This window comes from Streptomyces koelreuteriae, assembly GCF_018604545.1.
GTDB classification, from domain to species: Bacteria; Actinomycetota; Actinomycetes; order Streptomycetales; family Streptomycetaceae; genus Streptomyces; species Streptomyces koelreuteriae.
The window spans coordinates 6016115-6033461 of sequence record NZ_CP075896.1; the positions used below are offsets into that span (position 1 = coordinate 6016115).

The following is a 17347-nucleotide window of genomic DNA, read 5'->3' on the forward strand; positions in this document are numbered from 1 at the left end:
GGCCATGACCGGATTCGTGGAACACGGACAGCTGTTCATCGGCGGGGAGTTGACCGACCCCCTGGGCCAGGACGTCATCGAGGTGATCTCGCCGCACACGGAAGAGGTCATCGGACGCGTCCCGCACGCCTCGACCGCCGATGTCGACCGGGCCGTGGGGGTGGCACGGCGGGCGTTCGACGAGGGGCCCTGGCCGCGCATGAGCCTCGACGAGCGGATCGAGGTCGTGAGCCGGATCAAGGACGGGATCGTCGCCCGGCACGAGGAGATCGCCCGCGTGATCTCCGGCCAGAACGGCTCGCCGTACTCCTGGAGCGTCCTCGCCCAGGCCTTCGGCGCGGTGATGGTCTGGGACTCGGCGATCACCGTCGCACGGAACTTCACCTACGAGGAGCGCCGGGACGGCGTGCTCGGGCGCATCCTCGTACGGCGCGAGCCCGTCGGGGTCGTCGCGGCCGTCGCCCCCTGGAACGTCCCGCAGTTCGTCGCCGCCGCCAAGCTCGCCCCCGCGCTGCTCACCGGCTGCACGGCCGTCCTCAAGCCCTCGCCCGAGTCGCCGCTCGACGCGTATCTGCTGGGCGAGATCGCCCGCGAGGCAGGGCTGCCCGAGGGCGTGCTGTCGATCCTGCCCGCCGACCGGGAGGTGAGCGAGTACCTGGTCGGGCACCCCGGCATCGACAAGGTGTCCTTCACCGGGTCGGTCGCGGCCGGGAAGCGTGTCATGGAGGTGGCGGCCCGCAATCTCACCCGGGTGACGCTCGAACTGGGCGGCAAGTCGGCGGCCGTCGTCCTGCCCGACGCGGACGTCGAGGCGGCCGTCGCGGGCATCGCCCCCGCGGCCTGGATGAACAACGGCCAGGCCTGCGTCGCCCAGACCCGCATCCTGCTCCCGCGCTCCCGCTACGACGAGTTCGCCGACGCCCTCGCCGCGGCGGCCGGCGCGCTCGTCGTCGGCGACCCGCTCGACCCCGCCACCCAGGTGGGCCCGCTCGTGGCGAAGCGGCAGCAGCAGCGCAACCTCGACTACATCCGCATCGGGCAGGAGGAGGGCGCGAAGATCATCACCGGTGGCGGCCGCCCGGCCGGCCTGGACCGCGGCTGGTACGTCGAACCGACCCTCTTCGGCGACGTCGACAACTCCATGCGCATCGCCCGCGAGGAGATCTTCGGCCCGGTCATCTGCCTGCTGCCCTACGACGACGAGTCCGACGCCGTGAAGATCGCCAACGACTCCGACTACGGACTGAGCGGCAGCGTCTGGACCGCGGAGGTCGAGCGCGGCATCGACATCGCCCGCCAGGTCCGCACGGGCACGTACTCGGTCAACACCTTCAGCCTGGACATGCTGGGCCCCTTCGGCGGCTACAAGAACTCCGGCCTGGGGCGGGAGTTCGGGCCCGAGGGGTACGGGGAGTACCTGGAGCACAAGATGATCCACCTCCCGGCGGAAGCGTAGCGATGGGCGACCGCTGGCATGTCGAGGTCGACCGCTCGCTGTGCATCGGCAGCGCCCAGTGCGTCCACCACGCCCCGGACGGCTTCCGCCTCGACCCGGCCCGCCAGTCCCATCCGGTCGCCCCGGACACGGACGCGAACGAGCGGGTGCTGGAGGCGGCGGAGAGCTGTCCGGTGGAGGCGATCGTGATCACGCTGGGGGGTGGTGGTGAGGCGGTGTTCCCGCCGGAGGAATAGCTTTCCGGAGAGTGCCCGAAAAATAATGCTTCCGGGGGGTTCATTCCCGGTCGAGTGTTCTATTCTGGAAGTCGGCCTACGAGGCGAGTGAGGGAGTCCGACCGGAGTAGCCGACGGTGGCAGGAAGCCAGGGGTTTGGGTTTCCGCCGGTGCCGACTGCGACGGTAGGGCTGAGAGGCCGGAAGGAAGCGAGGCCGAGAGGCCGGGCGACCGGAAGGCGACCCCCAGCACCTGATCCGGACCATGCCGGCGAAGGGAACCCGTCTCGTAGGTCTCTTCCGTGCGACCAGGTCAGTTCCGCGTGTCCGGGGCCGTCAGGGCGATCAGCCGGCACACCGTCTCGATGTCGATCCGCACCTGGGCGATCGAGGCGCGGCCCGACAGCCAGGTGATCAGCGCCGAGTGCCAGGTGTGCTCGATGACCCGGACCGCCGAGAGCTGCTCCGGGGTCGGGTCGTCGAGCCCCATCGCGTCCAGGATGATCGCCGTCGTCTGCCGCGAGACCTGGTCGACCTCCGGGCTCACGCTGCGGTCGGCGAAGGTGAGGGCGCGGACCATCGCGTCGGCCAGATGCGGCTCGCGCTGCAGGGCGCGGAAGGCCCGCATCAGCGTCTCCGCGACCCGCTCGGCCGCCGAATCGCCCTGCGGGGGCTTCTTCCGCAGCGTGCCGTGCATGTGCTCCAACTGGTCCTGCATCGTGGCGACCAGCAGATGGATCTTGGAAGGGAAGTAGCGGTAGAGGGTGCCGAGTGCCACCTGTGAGGACTCGGCGACCTCGCGCATCTGCACGGCGTCGAAGCCGCCCCGGCTGGCCAGTTGCGCGCTCGCGTGCAGGATGCGGCGACGGCGGGCCTCCTGCCGCTCCGTGAGGGGAGGGGAGGCGGGGGCTGCGGCTCTGGCTTCCACCTTGGCCACTGTGTTCACCTTGGCTTCCGCGGGGCTGGGGTCCCGTTCCGTGACGGTCCGTGAGGGCGAGTGATCACACAGCATGGCACGGCTCGGCCGTGGCGTGAATCACCTGATCCACTGCTCACAGCGCCGCTACCTGCCGGTAGATTCAGTGCCTCCGAACGATCAAGTCTGAAACTTGTTCTAGATTAGCGTCCCGGCGTAATCTCGCGGGACAGTGCAGGGAGAAGGGGGCCCAGAGTGACCGCTGAGGCCAGGGAGGCCGGGCCCTCGGAGGACCCCGCCGCCGACGGCTTGCGACCGCTCCACATCGCGCTCCTCACCTATAAAGGGAACCCGTTCTGCGGCGGCCAGGGTGTCTACGTCCGGCACCTCTCGCGCGAGCTGTCCCGCCTCGGCCACCGCGTCGAGGTCATCGGTGCCCAGCCCTACCCCGTCCTCGACGAGGGCCACGACGGCCAGAGCCTCACCGAGCTGCCCAGCCTCGACCTCTACCGCCAGCCGGATCCTTTCCGCACCCCGAAGCGCGACGAGTACCGCGACTGGGTCGACGCGCTCGAAGTGGCGACCATGTGGACCGGCGGCTTCCCCGAGCCCCTGACGTTCTCGCTGCGCGCCCGCCGCCATCTGCGCGCCCGCCGCGGCGAGTTCGACGTCGTCCACGACAACCAGACGCTCGGGTACGGACTGCTGGGAGACGTGGGCGCGCCCCTCGTCACCACGATCCACCACCCCATCACCGTCGACCGGCAGCTGGAGCTGGACGCGGCGGACGGCTGGAAGCGGCGCCTGTCGGTGCGCCGCTGGTACGCCTTCACCCGCATGCAGAAGCGCGTCGCCCGCCGGCTCCCCTCCGTGCTCACCGTCTCCGGCACGTCCCGCCAGGAGATCGTCGACCACCTCGGTGTACGCCAGGACCGGATCCATGTGGTCCACATCGGCGCCGACACCGACCTGTTCTCGCCGGATCCCTCGGTGCCGGTCGTGCCGGGCCGGATCGTGACGACGTCCAGCGCGGACGTGCCGCTGAAGGGCCTGGTCCATCTCGTCGAGGCGCTCGCCAAGGTGCGCACCGAGCACCCCGGCGCGCACCTCGTCGTCGTCGGCAAGCGGCCCACGGAGGGGCCCGTCGCCCAGGCGATGGAGCGGTACGGCCTCGCCGGCGCCGTCGAGTTCGTCAAGGGCATCTCCGACGCGGAACTCGTCGACCTGGTGCGCTCGGCGCAGGTCGCGTGCGTGCCCTCGCTCTACGAGGGCTTCTCGCTGCCGGCCGCCGAGGCCATGGCGACGGGCACGCCCCTGCTCGCCACGACCGGCGGCGCCATACCCGAGGTCGCGGGCCGCGACGGGGAGACCTGCCTGGCGGTACCCCCGGGCGACGCGGGCGCGCTGGCCGCCGGTCTGAACCGGTTGCTGGGCGACCCCGAACTGCGGGCCCGGCTCGGCGCGGCCGGTCGCGAACGCGTGCTGCGGCACTTCACGTGGGCCAGGGCGGCGGAGGGGACGGTGGCCCGGTACCGCGAGGCGATCGCCGGGTCCGAGGGCGTCGGGGCGGGCCGCTCCACGGCCTTGCCGGGTGCAGAGCGCGTGGCTGTCACGGATGCCGTGCCCACGGCCCCCGCCTCCACAGCCCCCACAGATGTACAAGGCGTCAACTCCGAAAGCAGGGCCACGTGCTGACCGTCGACTTCTCCCGGTTCCCGCTCGCGCCGGGCGACCGCGTACTGGACCTCGGCTGTGGTGCCGGCCGGCACGCGTTCGAGTGCTACCGGCGCGGCGCGCAGGTCGTGGCGCTGGACCAGAACGCCGAGGAGATCCGCGAGGTCGCCAAGTGGTTCGCGGCGATGAAGGAGGCCGGCGAGGCCCCCGAGGGCGCCACCGCCACGGCCATGGAGGGCGACGCCCTCGCGCTGCCCTTCCCCGACGCGTCCTTCGACGTCGTCATCATCTCCGAGGTGATGGAGCACATCCCGGACGACAAGGGCGTCCTCGCGGAGATGGTCCGGGTGCTCAAGCCCGGCGGCCGCATCGCCATCACGGTCCCGCGCTACGGCCCCGAGAAGGTCTGCTGGACCCTCTCCGAGGCCTACCACGAGGTCGAGGGCGGCCACATCCGCATCTACAAGGCCGACGAACTCCTGACGCGCATCCGCGAGGCCGGCCTCAAGCCCTACGGCACCCACCACGCGCACGCGCTGCACTCGCCCTACTGGTGGCTGAAGTGCGCGTTCGGCGTCGACAACGACAAGGCGCTGCCGGTGCGGGCGTACCACAAGCTCCTCGTCTGGGACATCATGAAGAAGCCGCTGGCCACCCGGGTCGCCGAGCAGGCCCTGAACCCGCTGATCGGCAAGAGCTTCGTGGCGTACGCGACCAAGCCGCACCTGCCGCGTGTCTCCGACGCCGGGGCGGACGCCCAGTGACCACTCCCCGGACGGAACATCTGGTCCTGCCCGGGGTCCTCACCGCAGGGCAGGCCGCCGCGACCGTCGCCGGCATCCTCGCCGTGCAGCGCGAGGACGGTGCGATCCCCTGGTTCCGGGGGCATCACCTCGACCCGTGGGACCACGTCGAGGCGGCCATGGCCCTCGACACGGCAGGCGAGCACGAGGCCGCAGAGCGGGCCTACCTGTGGCTGGCCCGGCACCAGAACGACGACGGCTCCTGGTACGCCGCCTACGCGGACGGAGAGGCCGGCGACGTCACCGACCGGGGCCGGGAGACCAACTTCGTCGCCTACATCGCCGTGGGCGTCTGGCACCACTACCTCTCCACCGGCGACGACACGTTCCTGGAGCGGATGTGGCCGGCGGTCTACGCGGCGATCGAGTTCGTGCTGCACCTGCAGCAGCCGGGCGGGCAGATCGGCTGGCGGCGCGACGACGACGGCACGGACACGGCGGACGCGCTGCTGACCGGCAGCTCCTCGATCCACCAAGCGCTGCGGTGCGCGCTGGCGATCGCCGAGCAGCGGGAGGAGGCGCAGCCGGACTGGGAGTTGGCGGCGGGTGCGCTGCGGCATGCCATACGTCGGCATCCGGAGCGGTTCCTCGACAAGAACCGGTACTCGATGGACTGGTACTACCCGGTGCTCGGCGGTGCGCTGACCGGGGCCGAGGCCAAGGCCCGTATCGAGGAGGACTGGGACCGGTTCGTCGTCCCGGGGCTGGGTGTGCGGTGTGTCGTGCCCAACCCGTGGGTGACGGGTGGGGAATCGGCCGAACTCGCCCTCGCGCTCTGGGCGATGGGCGAGTCCGACCGGGCGTTGGAGGTGCTGCAGTCGATCCAGCATCTGCGCGATCCGGAGAGCGGGCTGTACTGGACCGGGTTCGTCTTCGAGGACGAGGCGATCTGGCCGCGGGAGTTGACCACGTGGACGGCCGGGTCGTTGTTGCTGGCCGTGGCCGCGTTGGGTGGGCACGAGGCCACGTGTCAGGTGTTCGGTGGGGACGAGTTGCCCAGCGGGCTGGACTCGGACTGCTGCGCCTAGGAGTTCGAGGGCTCGCCGGTTGTGCGGGCGCGGGTTGTGCGTGGCTTGTCGCGCAGTTCCCCGCGCCCCTGAAGGACGAGCCCCTTCAGGCGTTCTAGTGCCGGTGTGCGCGATTGGCGATCGCGTGGCCCACGAGCAGGTAGACCACCGCTGCCAAGCCGTAGCCGCAGACCACTCGGGCCCAGGCTTCGTCGAAGGTGAAGAGGTCGTGTGACCAGCCGGCGAGCCAGCGGGCCGCGTCGTGGATGAACTGGACGAAGCTGTTCGCCTGGTTGGCGTCCAGCAGGTACATCAGGATCCACAGACCCAGGATGAGAGCCATGATGTCGGCCACGACCGCGACGATCGTGCCGACCTGATTCGCACCGTTGCGACTTCGAGGGGACATGGCATTCGGATTGCCCTTGAACTCTGGATGAAACCCGGGGATTCGCTCAGGCGTTCAACTCGGCGAGAACGCGCAGCGTGTGGCGGTCGGGGCTGAGCACCAGCAGGTCCGTCACCGGGCCCTTGCGCCACGACTCCAGCCGCTCCGCGATCCGTTCGCGCGGGCCGACCAGGGAGATCTCGTCGGCGAAGGCGTCGGGGACGGCACGGACGGCCTCGTCCCGGCGGCCGGAGAGGAACAAGTCCTGGATGCGGCGGGCCTCTTCCTCGTAGCCCATGCGGGCCATCAGGTCGGCGTGGAAGTTGCGGGCCGCGTGTCCCATGCCGCCGATGTAGAAGCCGAGCATCATCTTGACGGGCAGCAGGCCCTCGGCGACGTCGTCGCAGACCCGGGCCTGCGCCATCGGTGCCACCAGGAACCCTTCGGGCAGATCGGCCAGGGCCGGGCCGTACACCTCGGGCCGGGTCGGCGACCAGTACAGCGGCAGCCAGCCGTCGGCGATCCGGGCCGTCTGGGCGACGTTCTTCGGCCCCTCCGCCCCGAGCAGGATCGGCAGCTCGGCGCGGAGCGGATGCGTGATCGGCTTGAGGGGCTTGCCGAGGCCGGTGGCGTCCGGGCCCCGGTAGGGGTGGGAGTGGAAACCTCCCTCCAGTTCGACGGGGGCCTCGCGACGCAGCACCTGCCGTACGACATCGACGTACTCGCGGGTGGCGGTGAGCGGGGACTTCGGGAACGGGCGGCCGTACCAGCCCTCCACGACCTGTGGTCCGGACAGGCCGAGGCCCAGCATCATGCGGCCGCCGGAGAGATGGTCGAGGGTGAGCGCCTGCATGGCGGTGGTGGTCGGCGGGCGGGCCGCCATCTGGGCGACCGCCGTGCCCAGCTTGATGGTGGAGGTGTGGGCGGCGATCCAGGCGAGCGGCGTGAACGCGTCCGAGCCCCAGGACTCCGCCGTCCACACGGAGTCGTAGCCCAGCCGCTCGGCCTCCCGCGCCAGCGGAATGTGGTCGGGGGAGGGGCCGCGGCCCCAGTAGCCGAGTGCGAGACCGAGCCGCATACCTGCCTCCTGACGGTGCGTCAGCCGACTGGGGCGACGACTGTACGGCAACGGCCCCCCGCCCGGAAGGGCGAGGGGCCGTGAAAGGGGCCGTGGGCTCAGCCGCGCTGGATGCCCGACGTGTCCTGGAGGACACCGCGGCGGCCGTCCTGCGTCTGCGCGACCAGGGCCGGACCGCGCTGCTCGACGGCCAGGTACCAGGTACCCGGGGCGAGTTCGGCGATCGGCGTCGGCGAACCGTCCTCCGCGAACAGCGGACGCGGCACCGGCACCGCGAACCAGAACGGCGAGAAGTCCCCGGCCGGAGCCTGCGGCGCCTGCGCCTGCTGCGGCTGAGGCTGCCCGCCGAACGGCTGCGCCTGCTGCGGCTGCCCGGGCTGACCCGGCTGCCCGGGCTGCGGGTGACCGTAGCCACCGGGCTGCTGCGCGCCCGGGTAGCCGTAGCCACCGGGGGGCTGAGCGCCGTAGGGCTGCGGGGCGGCCGGGCGGGGGGCCGGGAGGAGGGCGCCCTTGAGCGCCGGGACGAGGGGGGTGGCGATCGCGGCGGCGGCCATGAGCAGCGTCGCGACGAGCGCGAGGATCATGCCGATGCCGGGGCTCGGGGCGCCTTCGCTCGCGTTGTCACCGATGTTGTCGAAGCCACCCGGTACGTCGACGATGTTGCCGAGCGCGCTCCACGCGGCGAACACCGTGAACGCGACGCCGAACTGGCCGAGGTCGAGGCCGGCGACCTTCGGGACCTGCGGCAGGCCCCGGGCCACGACGACCAGCGCGGCGCCGATGACTCCGGCCAGCACGACGCTGAACACGACCGGGCCGCTGCCCCACAGCATGGGGAGGTCGACGCTGTCGGGGACATCGTCGAAGGAGTACAGGTCGAGGAACGACGCGATGAAGAGCAACACCGCTGCTCCGAGCACCACGCCATCGCCTCGAGTGAGGGAGCGGATATTCACTTCAGGTCCTTCGTAGGTCGTCTCATCGTCGGTAGAGGCGTCGCTGTCACCATGTCGCCGTCAGGCCCCTGTGTGAAGCGCGGGGGTGGCCCCTCATCGTAGGGAGACACTATCGTCCGCCCTGTCAGGGTGTCCGCCGGGATCCGCCCGTCGAGAACTACCCGTGCAGGAAACTCACGATTCCCTCAGAGATCCCTTGCGCCGCTTTCTGCCTCCACGCGCCACTGGTCAACAACGCCGCGTCCTTGCTATCGCGCATGTTGCCGCACTCGATGAACACCTTCGGAACCGTTGACAGATTGAGACCGCCCAGGTCCTTACGCGTGACGAGACCGGAGCCGTCGCCGATGTAGTTGGACGGGGCGTTGCCGGTGACGGCGACGAAGCGGCCCGCGACGCGCTCGCCGAGGTCGCGGGAGGGGGCGACGATGGCGCGGGTGTCCGCGGAGCCGGCGTGGACCGCGCCGGGCAGGATGACGTGGAAGCCGCGGTTGCCGGTGCCCGAGCCGTCCGCGTGGATCGAGACCACGGCGTCGGCCTTCGCCTCGTTGCCGATCCGGGCCCGCTCGTCCACGCACGGGCCGTACGGCCGGTCGGCGTCCTGCGTCAGCTTCACCGTGGCGCCCTGCGCTTCGAGGAGCGCGCGCATCCGGTGCGCGACGTCCAGGGTGAACTTGGCCTCGGTGTAACCGTCGTTGGTGGACGTCCCCGTGGTGTCGCACTCCTTCCAGTTCGTCCCGATGTTCACCTTGCGGTTGATCTCGGACGGGTGCTGGAAGTTCTCCGGGTTGTGGCCGGGGTCGATGACGACGACCTTGCCCTTGAGTGGGCCGGACGCGGTGGGCGTGGGATCGGCGCCCGGCTTCTTGCCGTCGTCGGTCGCGTCGTCGGTGGCCTCGTCCGTGGCGTCCTCGGCGGGCGGGCTCGACGCGGCCGGCGGGGAGGACCGCACGGTCGCCTGACCCGAGCCGTCTCCGTCCCCCGAGCCGCCCACGGTCTCGTACACCAGCCAGCCGAGCAGCGCCCCCGGCACCAGCGCGGCGAGCGCGACGGTCAGGGGGCCGCGGCGGGAGCGGCGGGGCTGGGGTGGTTCGAAGTCCGGGCCTACGTACGACACGTCCCTCACCCTAGCCGCCCGCCCAGGCCGTCCGTGGGCCGAGCACGGCCGGGCGGGTGGTGGCTAGCTGCCGTTTCCGTCGGGGTCTTCGCGGCGTACCGCCTCCTTCACCTCCGCCTCGATCTCCTGGCGGGGTGTGTCCTCCTGCTTCGCGTACGCCGTCAGCGCCGCCTGGACGTCGCGGGCGAGGTCGCGCCAGGCGCGCCAGGCGGTCTCCCACGTCGTGGTCTGCTGGTCGCTCCACTTGGTCTGGGTGGGCGGACCGTAGGCGTCCCGCAGTTTTCGCATACGGGCGTGCGCCTCGTCCGCCGCGCGCTGCTTCTCCACGAGTTCTGCGAATGCGATGGTGTGTGCCACGCGGCCGGATCCTCGAACAGCGGCCGTCCCCCGCCGACGCGCCACGCCGCCCGTGGGCCGACCGGGAGAGTGCGGAGGGGGCCCGGTTCACCCGGCCAGCCGCCGCGCTCTGCGGATGCCCGGGGACCGGCCGGCCGCCCGGCCGTCGAGTTCCTCGGACACCCGGGGCCCGGCGTCAAGTCGTCGAGCTCGCTGACGCCCGGCGCTCAGCCGGCCGCCCGCTCCATGGATGCCCGGCATCCGGCCCGGGCCCGGTGCAGGCAGGCGTCCCGCCGTCGCCGCCGGGTGCCGGGGGCGCAGTGCCCCGGCCTGCACCCGGCCGCGCCCGCTCTCAGACGCCCGGCCCCGTGCGCCGCAGCACACGCAGGGAGTTCGTCGCCGAGACCTCGGTGAACGCGCCGGAGGCGAGAGCGCGCAGGTAGACGCGGTACGGGGCCTGGCCGGTGAACTCGTCCTGGGGATCCGGGAAGACGTCGTGGATGACGAGCAGGCCGCCCTCGGCGACATGCGGCGCCCAGCCCTCGTAGTCGGCGTTGGCGTGCTCGTCGGTGTGGCCGCCGTCGATGAAGACCAGGGCCAGGGGCGTGCGCCAGAACCCGGCGATCTGCGGGGAGCGGCCGACCAGGGCCACCACGTGGTCCTCCAGGCCCGCCCCGCGCAGGGTGCGGCGGAACGTGGGCAGCGTGTCCATCAGGCCGAGCTCGGGGTCGACCGTCTCGGGGTCGTGGTACTCCCAGCCCGGCTGCTGCTCCTCGCTGCCGCGGTGGTGGTCGACGGTCAGCGCGACCGCCCCGGCCTCCCGGGCCGCGTCGGCGAGCAGGATCGTGGACCGGCCGCAGTACGTCCCGACCTCCAGCAACGGCAGCCCCAGCCCCCCGGCCTCCACCGCCGCCGCGTACAGGGCCAGCCCTTCGTCCACGGGCATGAACCCCTTCGCCGCCTCGAACGCGGCCAGGATCTCGGGCTTCGGGGCCGCGGGCGGCATGGGGTTCCCTCCGGTCGTACGACGGTTGTGGGCGCCATGCTGCCGTACCCCCTGCCGACGGGCGACAGGGGGTACCGGTGAGTAGGGGAGCGGCGGGCCGGTCAGGCGGGGACCGTCCTGCTCGGCAGGTCCAGGTCCAGGTCGACCGGGCGGTCGTCGCCCGTGTGGGTCGCGGACGAGGCGAGCGGGGCGTGGCCCGGGGCGCGGGCGGCCACGACGTAGGAGCCCTGGGCGGGGACGGTGAGGGCGTAGCTGCCGTCCTCGGCGGAGAGGGTCGCGCCGGCCTGGCGGCCCCGCCGGTCGATCAGTGTGACCTTGGCGCGGGCGACCGGGGCGCCGTCGGCGTCCAGGACCCGGCCGCGGAAGCCGCGCAGGACCGCCTCGGCGTGCTCCAGGTTGGCGTCCTCCTCGCTGCTGGCCCGCAGCTGCGGGTGGGCGGCGGGGCGGCGGCCGGGCAGGAAGAGGGCCAGGACCAGGCCCACCGCGACCGCGGCGGTGGCGATCAGGAAGGAGACCCGGAAGCCGTGCATGGTCGGGATCGCGACGCCGCCGACGTGGTTCGCGGTGTTGGCCAGCACCATGCCGATCACGGCGCTCGACACCGACGTGCCGATGGAACGCATCAGGGTGTTGAGGCCATTCGCCGCACCCGTCTCCGACGCCGGGACCGCGCCCACGATCAGCGCGGGCAGCGAGGAGTAGGCCAGGCCGATGCCCGCGCCCAGCAGCACCGAGATGACCAGGCTCTGCCAGGCGGCGCTCATCAGGCCGAGGCCGGCGCCGTAGCCGATCGCGATGATCAGCAGGCCGAGGATCAGGGTGACCTTGGGGCCGTACTTCGCGGACAGCCGGGCGTAGACGGGCGCCGTGAACATCATCGTCAGGCCGAGCGGCGCGACGAGCAGACCCGCGACGACCATCGACTGGCCGAGGCCGTAGCCGGTGGACGTCGGCAGCTGGAGCAGCTGCGGCAGGACCAGGGAGACGACGTAGAAGGAGACGCCGACCATGATCGAGGCGAGGTTGGTGAAGAGGACGGCCGGGCGGGCCGTGGTGCGCAGGTCCACCAGGGGGGCCTTGAGGCGCAGTTCCATCACGCCCCACAGGAGCAGCACGACCACGGCCGCGCCGAACAGGCCGAGCGTGGTGCCGGAGGTCCAGCCCCAGTCGCTGCCCTTGGTGATCGGCAGCAGGAACAGCACGAGACCGGCGGACAGACCGAGCGCGCCCAGCAGGTCGAAGGAGCCCTCGGCGCGCATCGGGGACTCCGGTACGACGAGGAGGGTGAGGACGATGGAGAGCACACCGAGGCCGGCGGCGCCGTAGAAGAGGGCGTGCCAGTCGGCGTGCTGGGCGACCAGCGCGGCGGCGGGCAGGGCGAGGCCGCCGCCGACGCCTATGGAGGAGCTCATCAGGGCCATCGCCGAGCCGAGGCGTTCCCGGGGCAGCATGTCGCGCATCAGGCCGATGCCGAGCGGGATGGCGCCCATCGCGAAGCCCTGGAGCGTACGGCCGGTGATCATGAGCAGCAGATCGCTGGTGAGGGCGCTGAGCAGCGCGCCGGCCACCATGACGGCGAGGCTGAGGATCAGCATGCGGCGCTTGCCGAACAGGTCGCCGAGGCGGCCCATGATCGGGGTGGCCACCGCACCCGAGAGAAGGGTCGAGGTCAGGACCCAGGTCGCGTTGCCGGGGTCGGTGTCCAGCAGTTGCGGCAGATCCTTGATGACCGGGACGAGCAGGGTCTGCATCACCGCGACAACGATGCCCGCGAAGGCGAGCACCGGGACCACGGCCCCGCTCGCTCTGCCGGCGGGGCGTTCTGTCGTCGTCTGCGTCATTGAGGGGGGCCTCCAGGGCGGGGTTACATGGTTACGTGGTGCCTGAACTTGTATGCGTAGGCAACTATTCCGTTGCTTCGGCACTCTAACGAATTCTTGACCATCTCTTGGGGCGGGGGCCTAGGTCTGCGGTCGCAAGCCCTAGGCCGAAATCCCGATGCCATGAGCATGAAGCGGTTGAGAGCATGACACCCATGCTTGAAGCCGCCGAAAGGACCCGAACACCTCGCCGTGCCGCGTCGCCGCCCACCTGGCTGGTGGTGGCGCTCACCTGTGCCGGGCAGTTCCTCGTCGTCCTGGACGTGTCCGTCGTCAACGTGGCGCTGCCCTCGATGCGGACCGGGCTCGGGCTGAGCGAGCAGGGCCTGCAGTGGGTGGTGAACGCCTACACCATCGCCTTCGCCGGGTTCATGCTGCTCGGCGGTCGGGCCGGAGACCTCTACGGCCGCAAGCGGATGTTCCTCGTCGGACTCGGTGTGTTCACCCTGGCCTCGGCGGCGGGCGGACTGGCGCAGGACGACTGGCAGTTGCTGGTCGCCCGGGCCGCCCAGGGGCTCGGCGCGGCGGTGCTGGCGCCCTCCACGCTGACCATCCTCACCTCGGCCGTGCCGGAGGGCCCGGCCCGGGCCCGGGCGATAGGGACCTGGACCGCGGTCGGGGGCGCCGGCGGCGCGGCGGGCGGTCTGGCCGGCGGGCTCCTGGTGGAGGCGCTGGACTGGCGCTGGGTGCTGCTGATCAATGTGCCCGTGGGCGTCGTGGTGCTCTGCGCCGCCGCCTGGTTCCTCGTCGAGGCCCGGGCCGGCGACCGGCGGCGCCTCGACCTGCCGGGCGCGCTGCTCGTGACGACCGGGCTCGGCACGCTCGCCTACGGCATCTCCCAGACGGAGGCGGAGGGCTGGACGGCGGCGGCCACGCTGCTGCCGCTGCTCGCCGGGCTCGCGCTGCTCGCCCTGTTCCTCGCGGTCGAGGCCCGTACCGCGAGCCCGTTGATGCCGCTCGGGCTGCTGCGCCTGCGGTCGGTGGCGTCCGCGAACGTCGCGATGTTCCTGTGCGGCTTCGCGATGTTCTGCATGTGGTTCTTCATGACCCTGTACGCGCAGAACGTCCTGGGGTACACGCCCCTGGAGGCCGGGCTGGCCCTGGCTCCGAGTTCCCTGGCCGTCGTCCTCGGCTCCAAGCTCGCGCCCCGGCTGATGCGGGCGGCCGCCCCTCGTACCGTGGCGGTGCTGGGCACGCTGGTCGCCGTGACCGGCTTCGGCTGGCAGTCCACGATGACCGCCGAGGGCTCCTACGCGACGGCGATCCTCGTCCCCGGCCTCCTCATGATGTTCGGCGCGGGCCTCGCGTCCACCCCGCTCGCCGCCCTGGCCACGTCCGGCGCGGCCCCCGGTGAGGCCGGTCTGGTGTCCGGCCTCGTCAACACCTCCCGCACGATGGGCGGTTCACTGGGCCTGGCCGTCCTGTCCACCCTCGCTGCGGCCCGGACGGCGGGCGGCGAGTCGCCCGCGGCGCTGACGGAGGGCTACGCGCTGGCGTTCCGGGTGGGGATCGGGGTGCTGGTCGCGGGCGTGCTGTTGATGTGGGTCTGGCTGCCGCGGAGTGCGGGGGAACGGTAGGGCGGCCGGACGTCTGCCATCTGCCGGGCGGTGGAAATCAGGGCGGGTCGCGTGGCCCGGGAAGGGGGCTTCGAGGCCCCTGGACGGTGTTCCGCCGCTGTATCGGGCCGGGGGTGAAGGGGTGCGTCGGCGGGGTGTGTTCCGGCGGCGCTGAGGGCCGTGGACGGCGTTTCGCCGACGCCCGAAAACCTGCTCTGACCTGGGGTTTTGATGGATCCCGGCGTACGATTGGCGGACGCGGAAGGGGGCCGGATGGACCGGAACATGCGCACCGTCGACGACGTACTCGCCCTGCTCGACGGGCTGTTCGCACCCGAGGCCGATCGATGGACGGACCGGGGTGCCGACTGGTGGGACGGGTTCTACGCCGACCGTTCCCGGCCGGTGCCGTTCTTCGTGGCGAAGCCGGACGAGAACCTGGCGAGTTGGGTGGAGCAAGGGAAGACCGGCGGGGGCCGCGCGCTGGAACTCGGGTGCGGCCCGGGGCGCAACGCGCTGTATCTGGCGGCCCGGGGCTTCGAGGTGGACGCCGTCGACCTGTCCCCGGCGGCCGTCGCATGGGCCGGGGAGCGCGCCCGGGAGGCAGGGGTGGAGGGCGTACGGTTCCACCTCGGCGACGCGTTCGCCCTCGCCGGTACGGAACTCACCGGGCCGTACGACCTCGTCTACGACTCCGGCTGCTTCCACCATCTGCCCCCGCACCGGCGGATCAGCTATCGGGCCCTGCTGGAGAACGTCCTGGCGCCCGGGGGCCTGTTCGGCCTCACCTGCTTCGCCGCCGGGGCCGGAGGGATGGGGTCGGAGCTGTCCGACGCGGACTTCTACCGGGAGGCGGGCGGACTGCGGGGCGGGCTCGCGTACACGCCCGAGTCGCTGCGGGGGATCTTCTCGGGGCTCACCGACGTAGAACTGCGGCGGATGCGGGACGAGCCGCAGGAGTCGGCGTACTTCGGGGAGAGCTTCCTGTGGACGGCCCTGTTCCGCCGGGCGGGGGCGCAGGACCCCTCAGAGCCAGCCCTGGCTGCGGGCCTCGCGTAGGGCCTCCATGCGGTTGCGGGTGCCCGTCTTGCCGATGGCGGAGGAGAGGTAGTTGCGGACGGTCGACTCCGACAGATGGAGCCGGGCGGCGATGTCCGCGACGGTCGCCCCGTCCGCCGAGGCCTTGAGGGCGTCGCTCTCGCGGCCGGTCAGGGGGTTCGGCCCGGCGCTGAGCGCGGCGGTGGCGAGGGCCGGGTCCACCACGGTCTCACCGGCCAGGACACGGCGGATCGCGGCGGCCAGTTCCTCGACGGGGCCGTCCTTCACGAGGAAGCCGGTGGCTCCCGCCTCCATCGCGCGGCGCAGATAGCCGGGCCGGCCGAACGTCGTGAGGATCAGCACGCGGCAGTCCGGGACCCGGGTCCGCAGGTCGGCGGCGGCGTCCAGGCCGCTCCTGCCCGGGAGTTCGATGTCGAGGAGGGCGACGTCGGGGCGGTGGGCGAGCGCCGCGTCCAGGATCGCGTCACCCGCCGCCACCTGGGCAACGACCTCGATGTCGTCCTCCATGCCGAGCAGCAGCGCGAGCGCGCCGCGCATCATGCCCTGGTCCTCCGCGAGCAGTACGCGGACGGGTCTGTCGGTCACGCGCCCAGGGTAGGCCGGACAGGCCGCGGCGAGCCGAGCAGCGAGGTCAGCGTCTCGGTGAAGGCCGCCGCAGAATGATCGGCGTGCGCGCGGACGCGGGTCGCCACGGCGTCGGCTCCGCCGCCCTCCACGAGCCGCACGACGCGGTCGACGGTCTGCTCGTGCGGTGCGTGGGTGGACAGGTAGAAGTCCGTCGCGTCGTAGGCCATGTGGAAGACGTGCTTCTTCACATCGCTCAGCGTCAGGTAGTCGTCGTGGGTCTTCGGCGTCGGCTCGGGCGCGCCGACGCACACCGCCGGGGTGCCGGCGCCCCAGGCGTTGACCGCCAGGTGGTAGGTGTCCGTGATGACCAGCCGGTAGCGGGGCAGCACCGCCACCAGGTCGCCGATGGTGTGCTTGCCCGGGCGGGCCGCGATGTGACCGAGCGGCGCGGGGACGTCCCGGTCGAACCAGGGCAGCCACTCCAGCGGGGCGCCCAGGCGGTCGGACAGGTCCTGGCAGGCGGCGGGCAGCCAGTCGGGGACGGGCGTCCTGGCGCCGAGGAACACACCGATCGCCCCGCCCTCCGGGAGGGACCGGGACCAGTCGGTGGTGGGGAGGTGGTCGAGGTCGCCGGGGCGGGACAGCAGCGCCGCGTCCGAACCGAAGTGGTCGGTCGTACGGTCCCCGCGCAGATGCGTGATCTTCGCCGCGGAGAGCGGGTCACGCACCCAGGTGCGGTGGCCTCGCGTCACCAGACGTGAGAACAGGGGGCCGTACTCCTTGTCCTCGTAGTCGGACTGCGTGTTGTGCAGGATGGTGCCGCCGTAGCTGAGGGTCCGCGCGAGGAGCTCGTCGGGCTGGTCCGCGAAGAGCAGGGTCCGGTTCAGCAGGGCCCGGGCGGCGTCCCGGTCCGCGGCGAAACCGAAGTCGAGCAGACGGTTCGTCGCGTCCTGTGCCAGATAGTGCCGGGTGTGCAGGAAGTCGCCCCAGAAGACGACCGCGTCATGGTCGCGGAGCGTGTCGAGGTGCTCGGCCAGCGGCCGGAAGCGGAACGGGAAGTCGGTGCCTCGCGCGCACTCCCGCAGCGGCACGGTCTCCGGCGTGTGCAGAGTGAACCAGTCGGCCTCCACCTCGTGGCCCTCGGCGGCCATCCGCCGCCGCAGCGACTCGAACGCCAAGTCGACGGTCAGCATCCCGGTGTTGCGATACCCGATGTTCGGCGCGGTGATGACAGCGACGCGTCCCATGTGCCCCATTTCCCCCAGCAGTTGCCCACGCCTCGAGATACGGCGCGACCCGTCGGCCAACGTACACGGGGGTGTTCTTCGGCAGGG

17 protein-coding genes are annotated in these 17347 nt (G+C 72.0%); 7 read left to right on the forward strand and 10 right to left on the reverse strand.

What is annotated here, in order from left to right; all coding sequences use genetic code 11:
* Positions 1-4 precede the first annotated feature (4 nt).
* Both KJK29_RS27105 and KJK29_RS27110 read left to right on the forward strand, forming a co-directional pair.
* Positions 5-1456 carry an aldehyde dehydrogenase gene (locus KJK29_RS27105; RefSeq protein WP_215121784.1) on the forward strand — a complete coding sequence of 484 codons (1452 nt, stop codon included), beginning with the start codon at positions 5-7 and terminating at the stop codon, positions 1454-1456.
* Positions 1457-1458: 2 nt separating this feature from the next.
* Positions 1459-1692, forward strand: a complete 234-nt coding sequence (locus tag KJK29_RS27110; protein ID WP_184592076.1) for a ferredoxin — start codon at positions 1459-1461, stop codon at positions 1690-1692.
* Positions 1693-1983: 291 nt separating this feature from the next.
* Here the strand turns inward: KJK29_RS27110 and KJK29_RS27115 are convergent, their stop codons facing one another.
* Positions 1984-2682 (reverse strand): TetR family transcriptional regulator, encoded by a 699-nt coding sequence (locus KJK29_RS27115; RefSeq protein WP_251057954.1) that lies wholly within the window; start codon positions 2680-2682, stop codon positions 1984-1986.
* 159 nt (positions 2683-2841) lie between these two features.
* Between KJK29_RS27115 and KJK29_RS27120 the strand changes: the two genes are divergently transcribed.
* Genes KJK29_RS27120 through KJK29_RS27130 form a run of 3 tightly spaced genes read left to right on the forward strand, consistent with a single transcriptional unit; the run spans position 2842 to position 6091 of the window.
* A complete protein-coding gene (locus KJK29_RS27120; RefSeq protein WP_215121785.1) occupies positions 2842-4281 on the forward strand; it encodes a glycosyltransferase family 4 protein in 1440 nt (479 codons plus the stop codon).
* Positions 4275-5024 carry a class I SAM-dependent methyltransferase gene (locus tag KJK29_RS27125; protein WP_215121786.1) on the forward strand — a complete coding sequence of 250 codons (750 nt, stop codon included), beginning with the start codon at positions 4275-4277 and terminating at the stop codon, positions 5022-5024. Before KJK29_RS27120 ends, KJK29_RS27125 begins: the two co-directional genes overlap by 7 nt.
* Positions 5021-6091: a prenyltransferase/squalene oxidase repeat-containing protein gene (locus KJK29_RS27130; protein WP_215121787.1), complete on the forward strand. Its 1071-nt coding sequence runs from the start codon at positions 5021-5023 to the stop codon at positions 6089-6091. Before KJK29_RS27125 ends, KJK29_RS27130 begins: the two co-directional genes overlap by 4 nt.
* A 94-nt stretch (positions 6092-6185) precedes the next feature.
* On the opposite strand, the gene KJK29_RS27135 is transcribed toward KJK29_RS27130, so the two are convergent.
* The 7 genes from KJK29_RS27135 to KJK29_RS27165 all read right to left on the reverse strand — a co-directional run bounded on the left by KJK29_RS27135 (position 6186) and on the right by KJK29_RS27165 (position 12792).
* Entirely contained in the window at positions 6186-6479 is a 294-nt protein-coding gene (locus tag KJK29_RS27135) for a hypothetical protein (protein ID WP_215121788.1), read from the reverse strand.
* Between the two features lie 46 nt (positions 6480-6525).
* Complete coding sequence (locus KJK29_RS27140) at positions 6526-7536, reverse strand: LLM class F420-dependent oxidoreductase (protein ID WP_215121790.1); 1011 nt, start codon at positions 7534-7536, stop codon at positions 6526-6528.
* 98 nt (positions 7537-7634) lie between these two features.
* Positions 7635-8492 (reverse strand): DUF5336 domain-containing protein, encoded by an 858-nt coding sequence (locus tag KJK29_RS27145; protein ID WP_215121792.1) that lies wholly within the window; start codon positions 8490-8492, stop codon positions 7635-7637.
* 157 nt (positions 8493-8649) lie between these two features.
* Positions 8650-9609, reverse strand: coding sequence for an N-acetylmuramoyl-L-alanine amidase (locus KJK29_RS27150; protein ID WP_215121793.1), 960 nt, complete (start codon positions 9607-9609; stop codon positions 8650-8652).
* Between the two features lie 63 nt (positions 9610-9672).
* Positions 9673-9966 carry a hypothetical protein gene (locus KJK29_RS27155; protein ID WP_215121795.1) on the reverse strand — a complete coding sequence of 98 codons (294 nt, stop codon included), beginning with the start codon at positions 9964-9966 and terminating at the stop codon, positions 9673-9675.
* A 331-nt stretch (positions 9967-10297) separates the two neighbouring features.
* A complete protein-coding gene (locus KJK29_RS27160) occupies positions 10298-10951 on the reverse strand; it encodes a class I SAM-dependent methyltransferase (RefSeq protein WP_215121797.1) in 654 nt (217 codons plus the stop codon).
* A 101-nt stretch (positions 10952-11052) separates the two neighbouring features.
* Positions 11053-12792: an MFS transporter gene (locus KJK29_RS27165; protein WP_215121798.1), complete on the reverse strand. Its 1740-nt coding sequence runs from the start codon at positions 12790-12792 to the stop codon at positions 11053-11055.
* Positions 12793-12977: 185 nt separating this feature from the next.
* Here KJK29_RS27165 and KJK29_RS27170 point away from each other — a divergent pair, with 185 nt between their 5' ends.
* Together KJK29_RS27170 and KJK29_RS27175 are read left to right on the forward strand one after the other, a co-directional pair.
* On the forward strand, positions 12978-14408 hold the full coding sequence (locus tag KJK29_RS27170) for an MFS transporter (RefSeq protein ID WP_215121799.1): 1431 nt from the start codon (positions 12978-12980) through the stop codon (positions 14406-14408).
* 252 nt (positions 14409-14660) lie between these two features.
* A complete protein-coding gene (locus KJK29_RS27175) occupies positions 14661-15446 on the forward strand; it encodes a class I SAM-dependent methyltransferase (RefSeq protein WP_215121801.1) in 786 nt (261 codons plus the stop codon).
* Here the strand turns inward: KJK29_RS27175 and KJK29_RS27180 are convergent.
* Both KJK29_RS27180 and KJK29_RS27185 read right to left on the reverse strand, forming a co-directional pair.
* Positions 15414-16031 carry a response regulator transcription factor gene (locus tag KJK29_RS27180; protein WP_215121803.1) on the reverse strand — a complete coding sequence of 206 codons (618 nt, stop codon included), beginning with the start codon at positions 16029-16031 and terminating at the stop codon, positions 15414-15416. The genes KJK29_RS27175 and KJK29_RS27180 overlap by 33 nt on opposite strands.
* Positions 16028-17260, reverse strand: coding sequence for a hypothetical protein (locus KJK29_RS27185; RefSeq protein WP_215121804.1), 1233 nt, complete (start codon positions 17258-17260; stop codon positions 16028-16030). Before KJK29_RS27185 ends, KJK29_RS27180 begins: the two co-directional genes overlap by 4 nt.
* Positions 17261-17347: the final 87 nt, after the last annotated feature.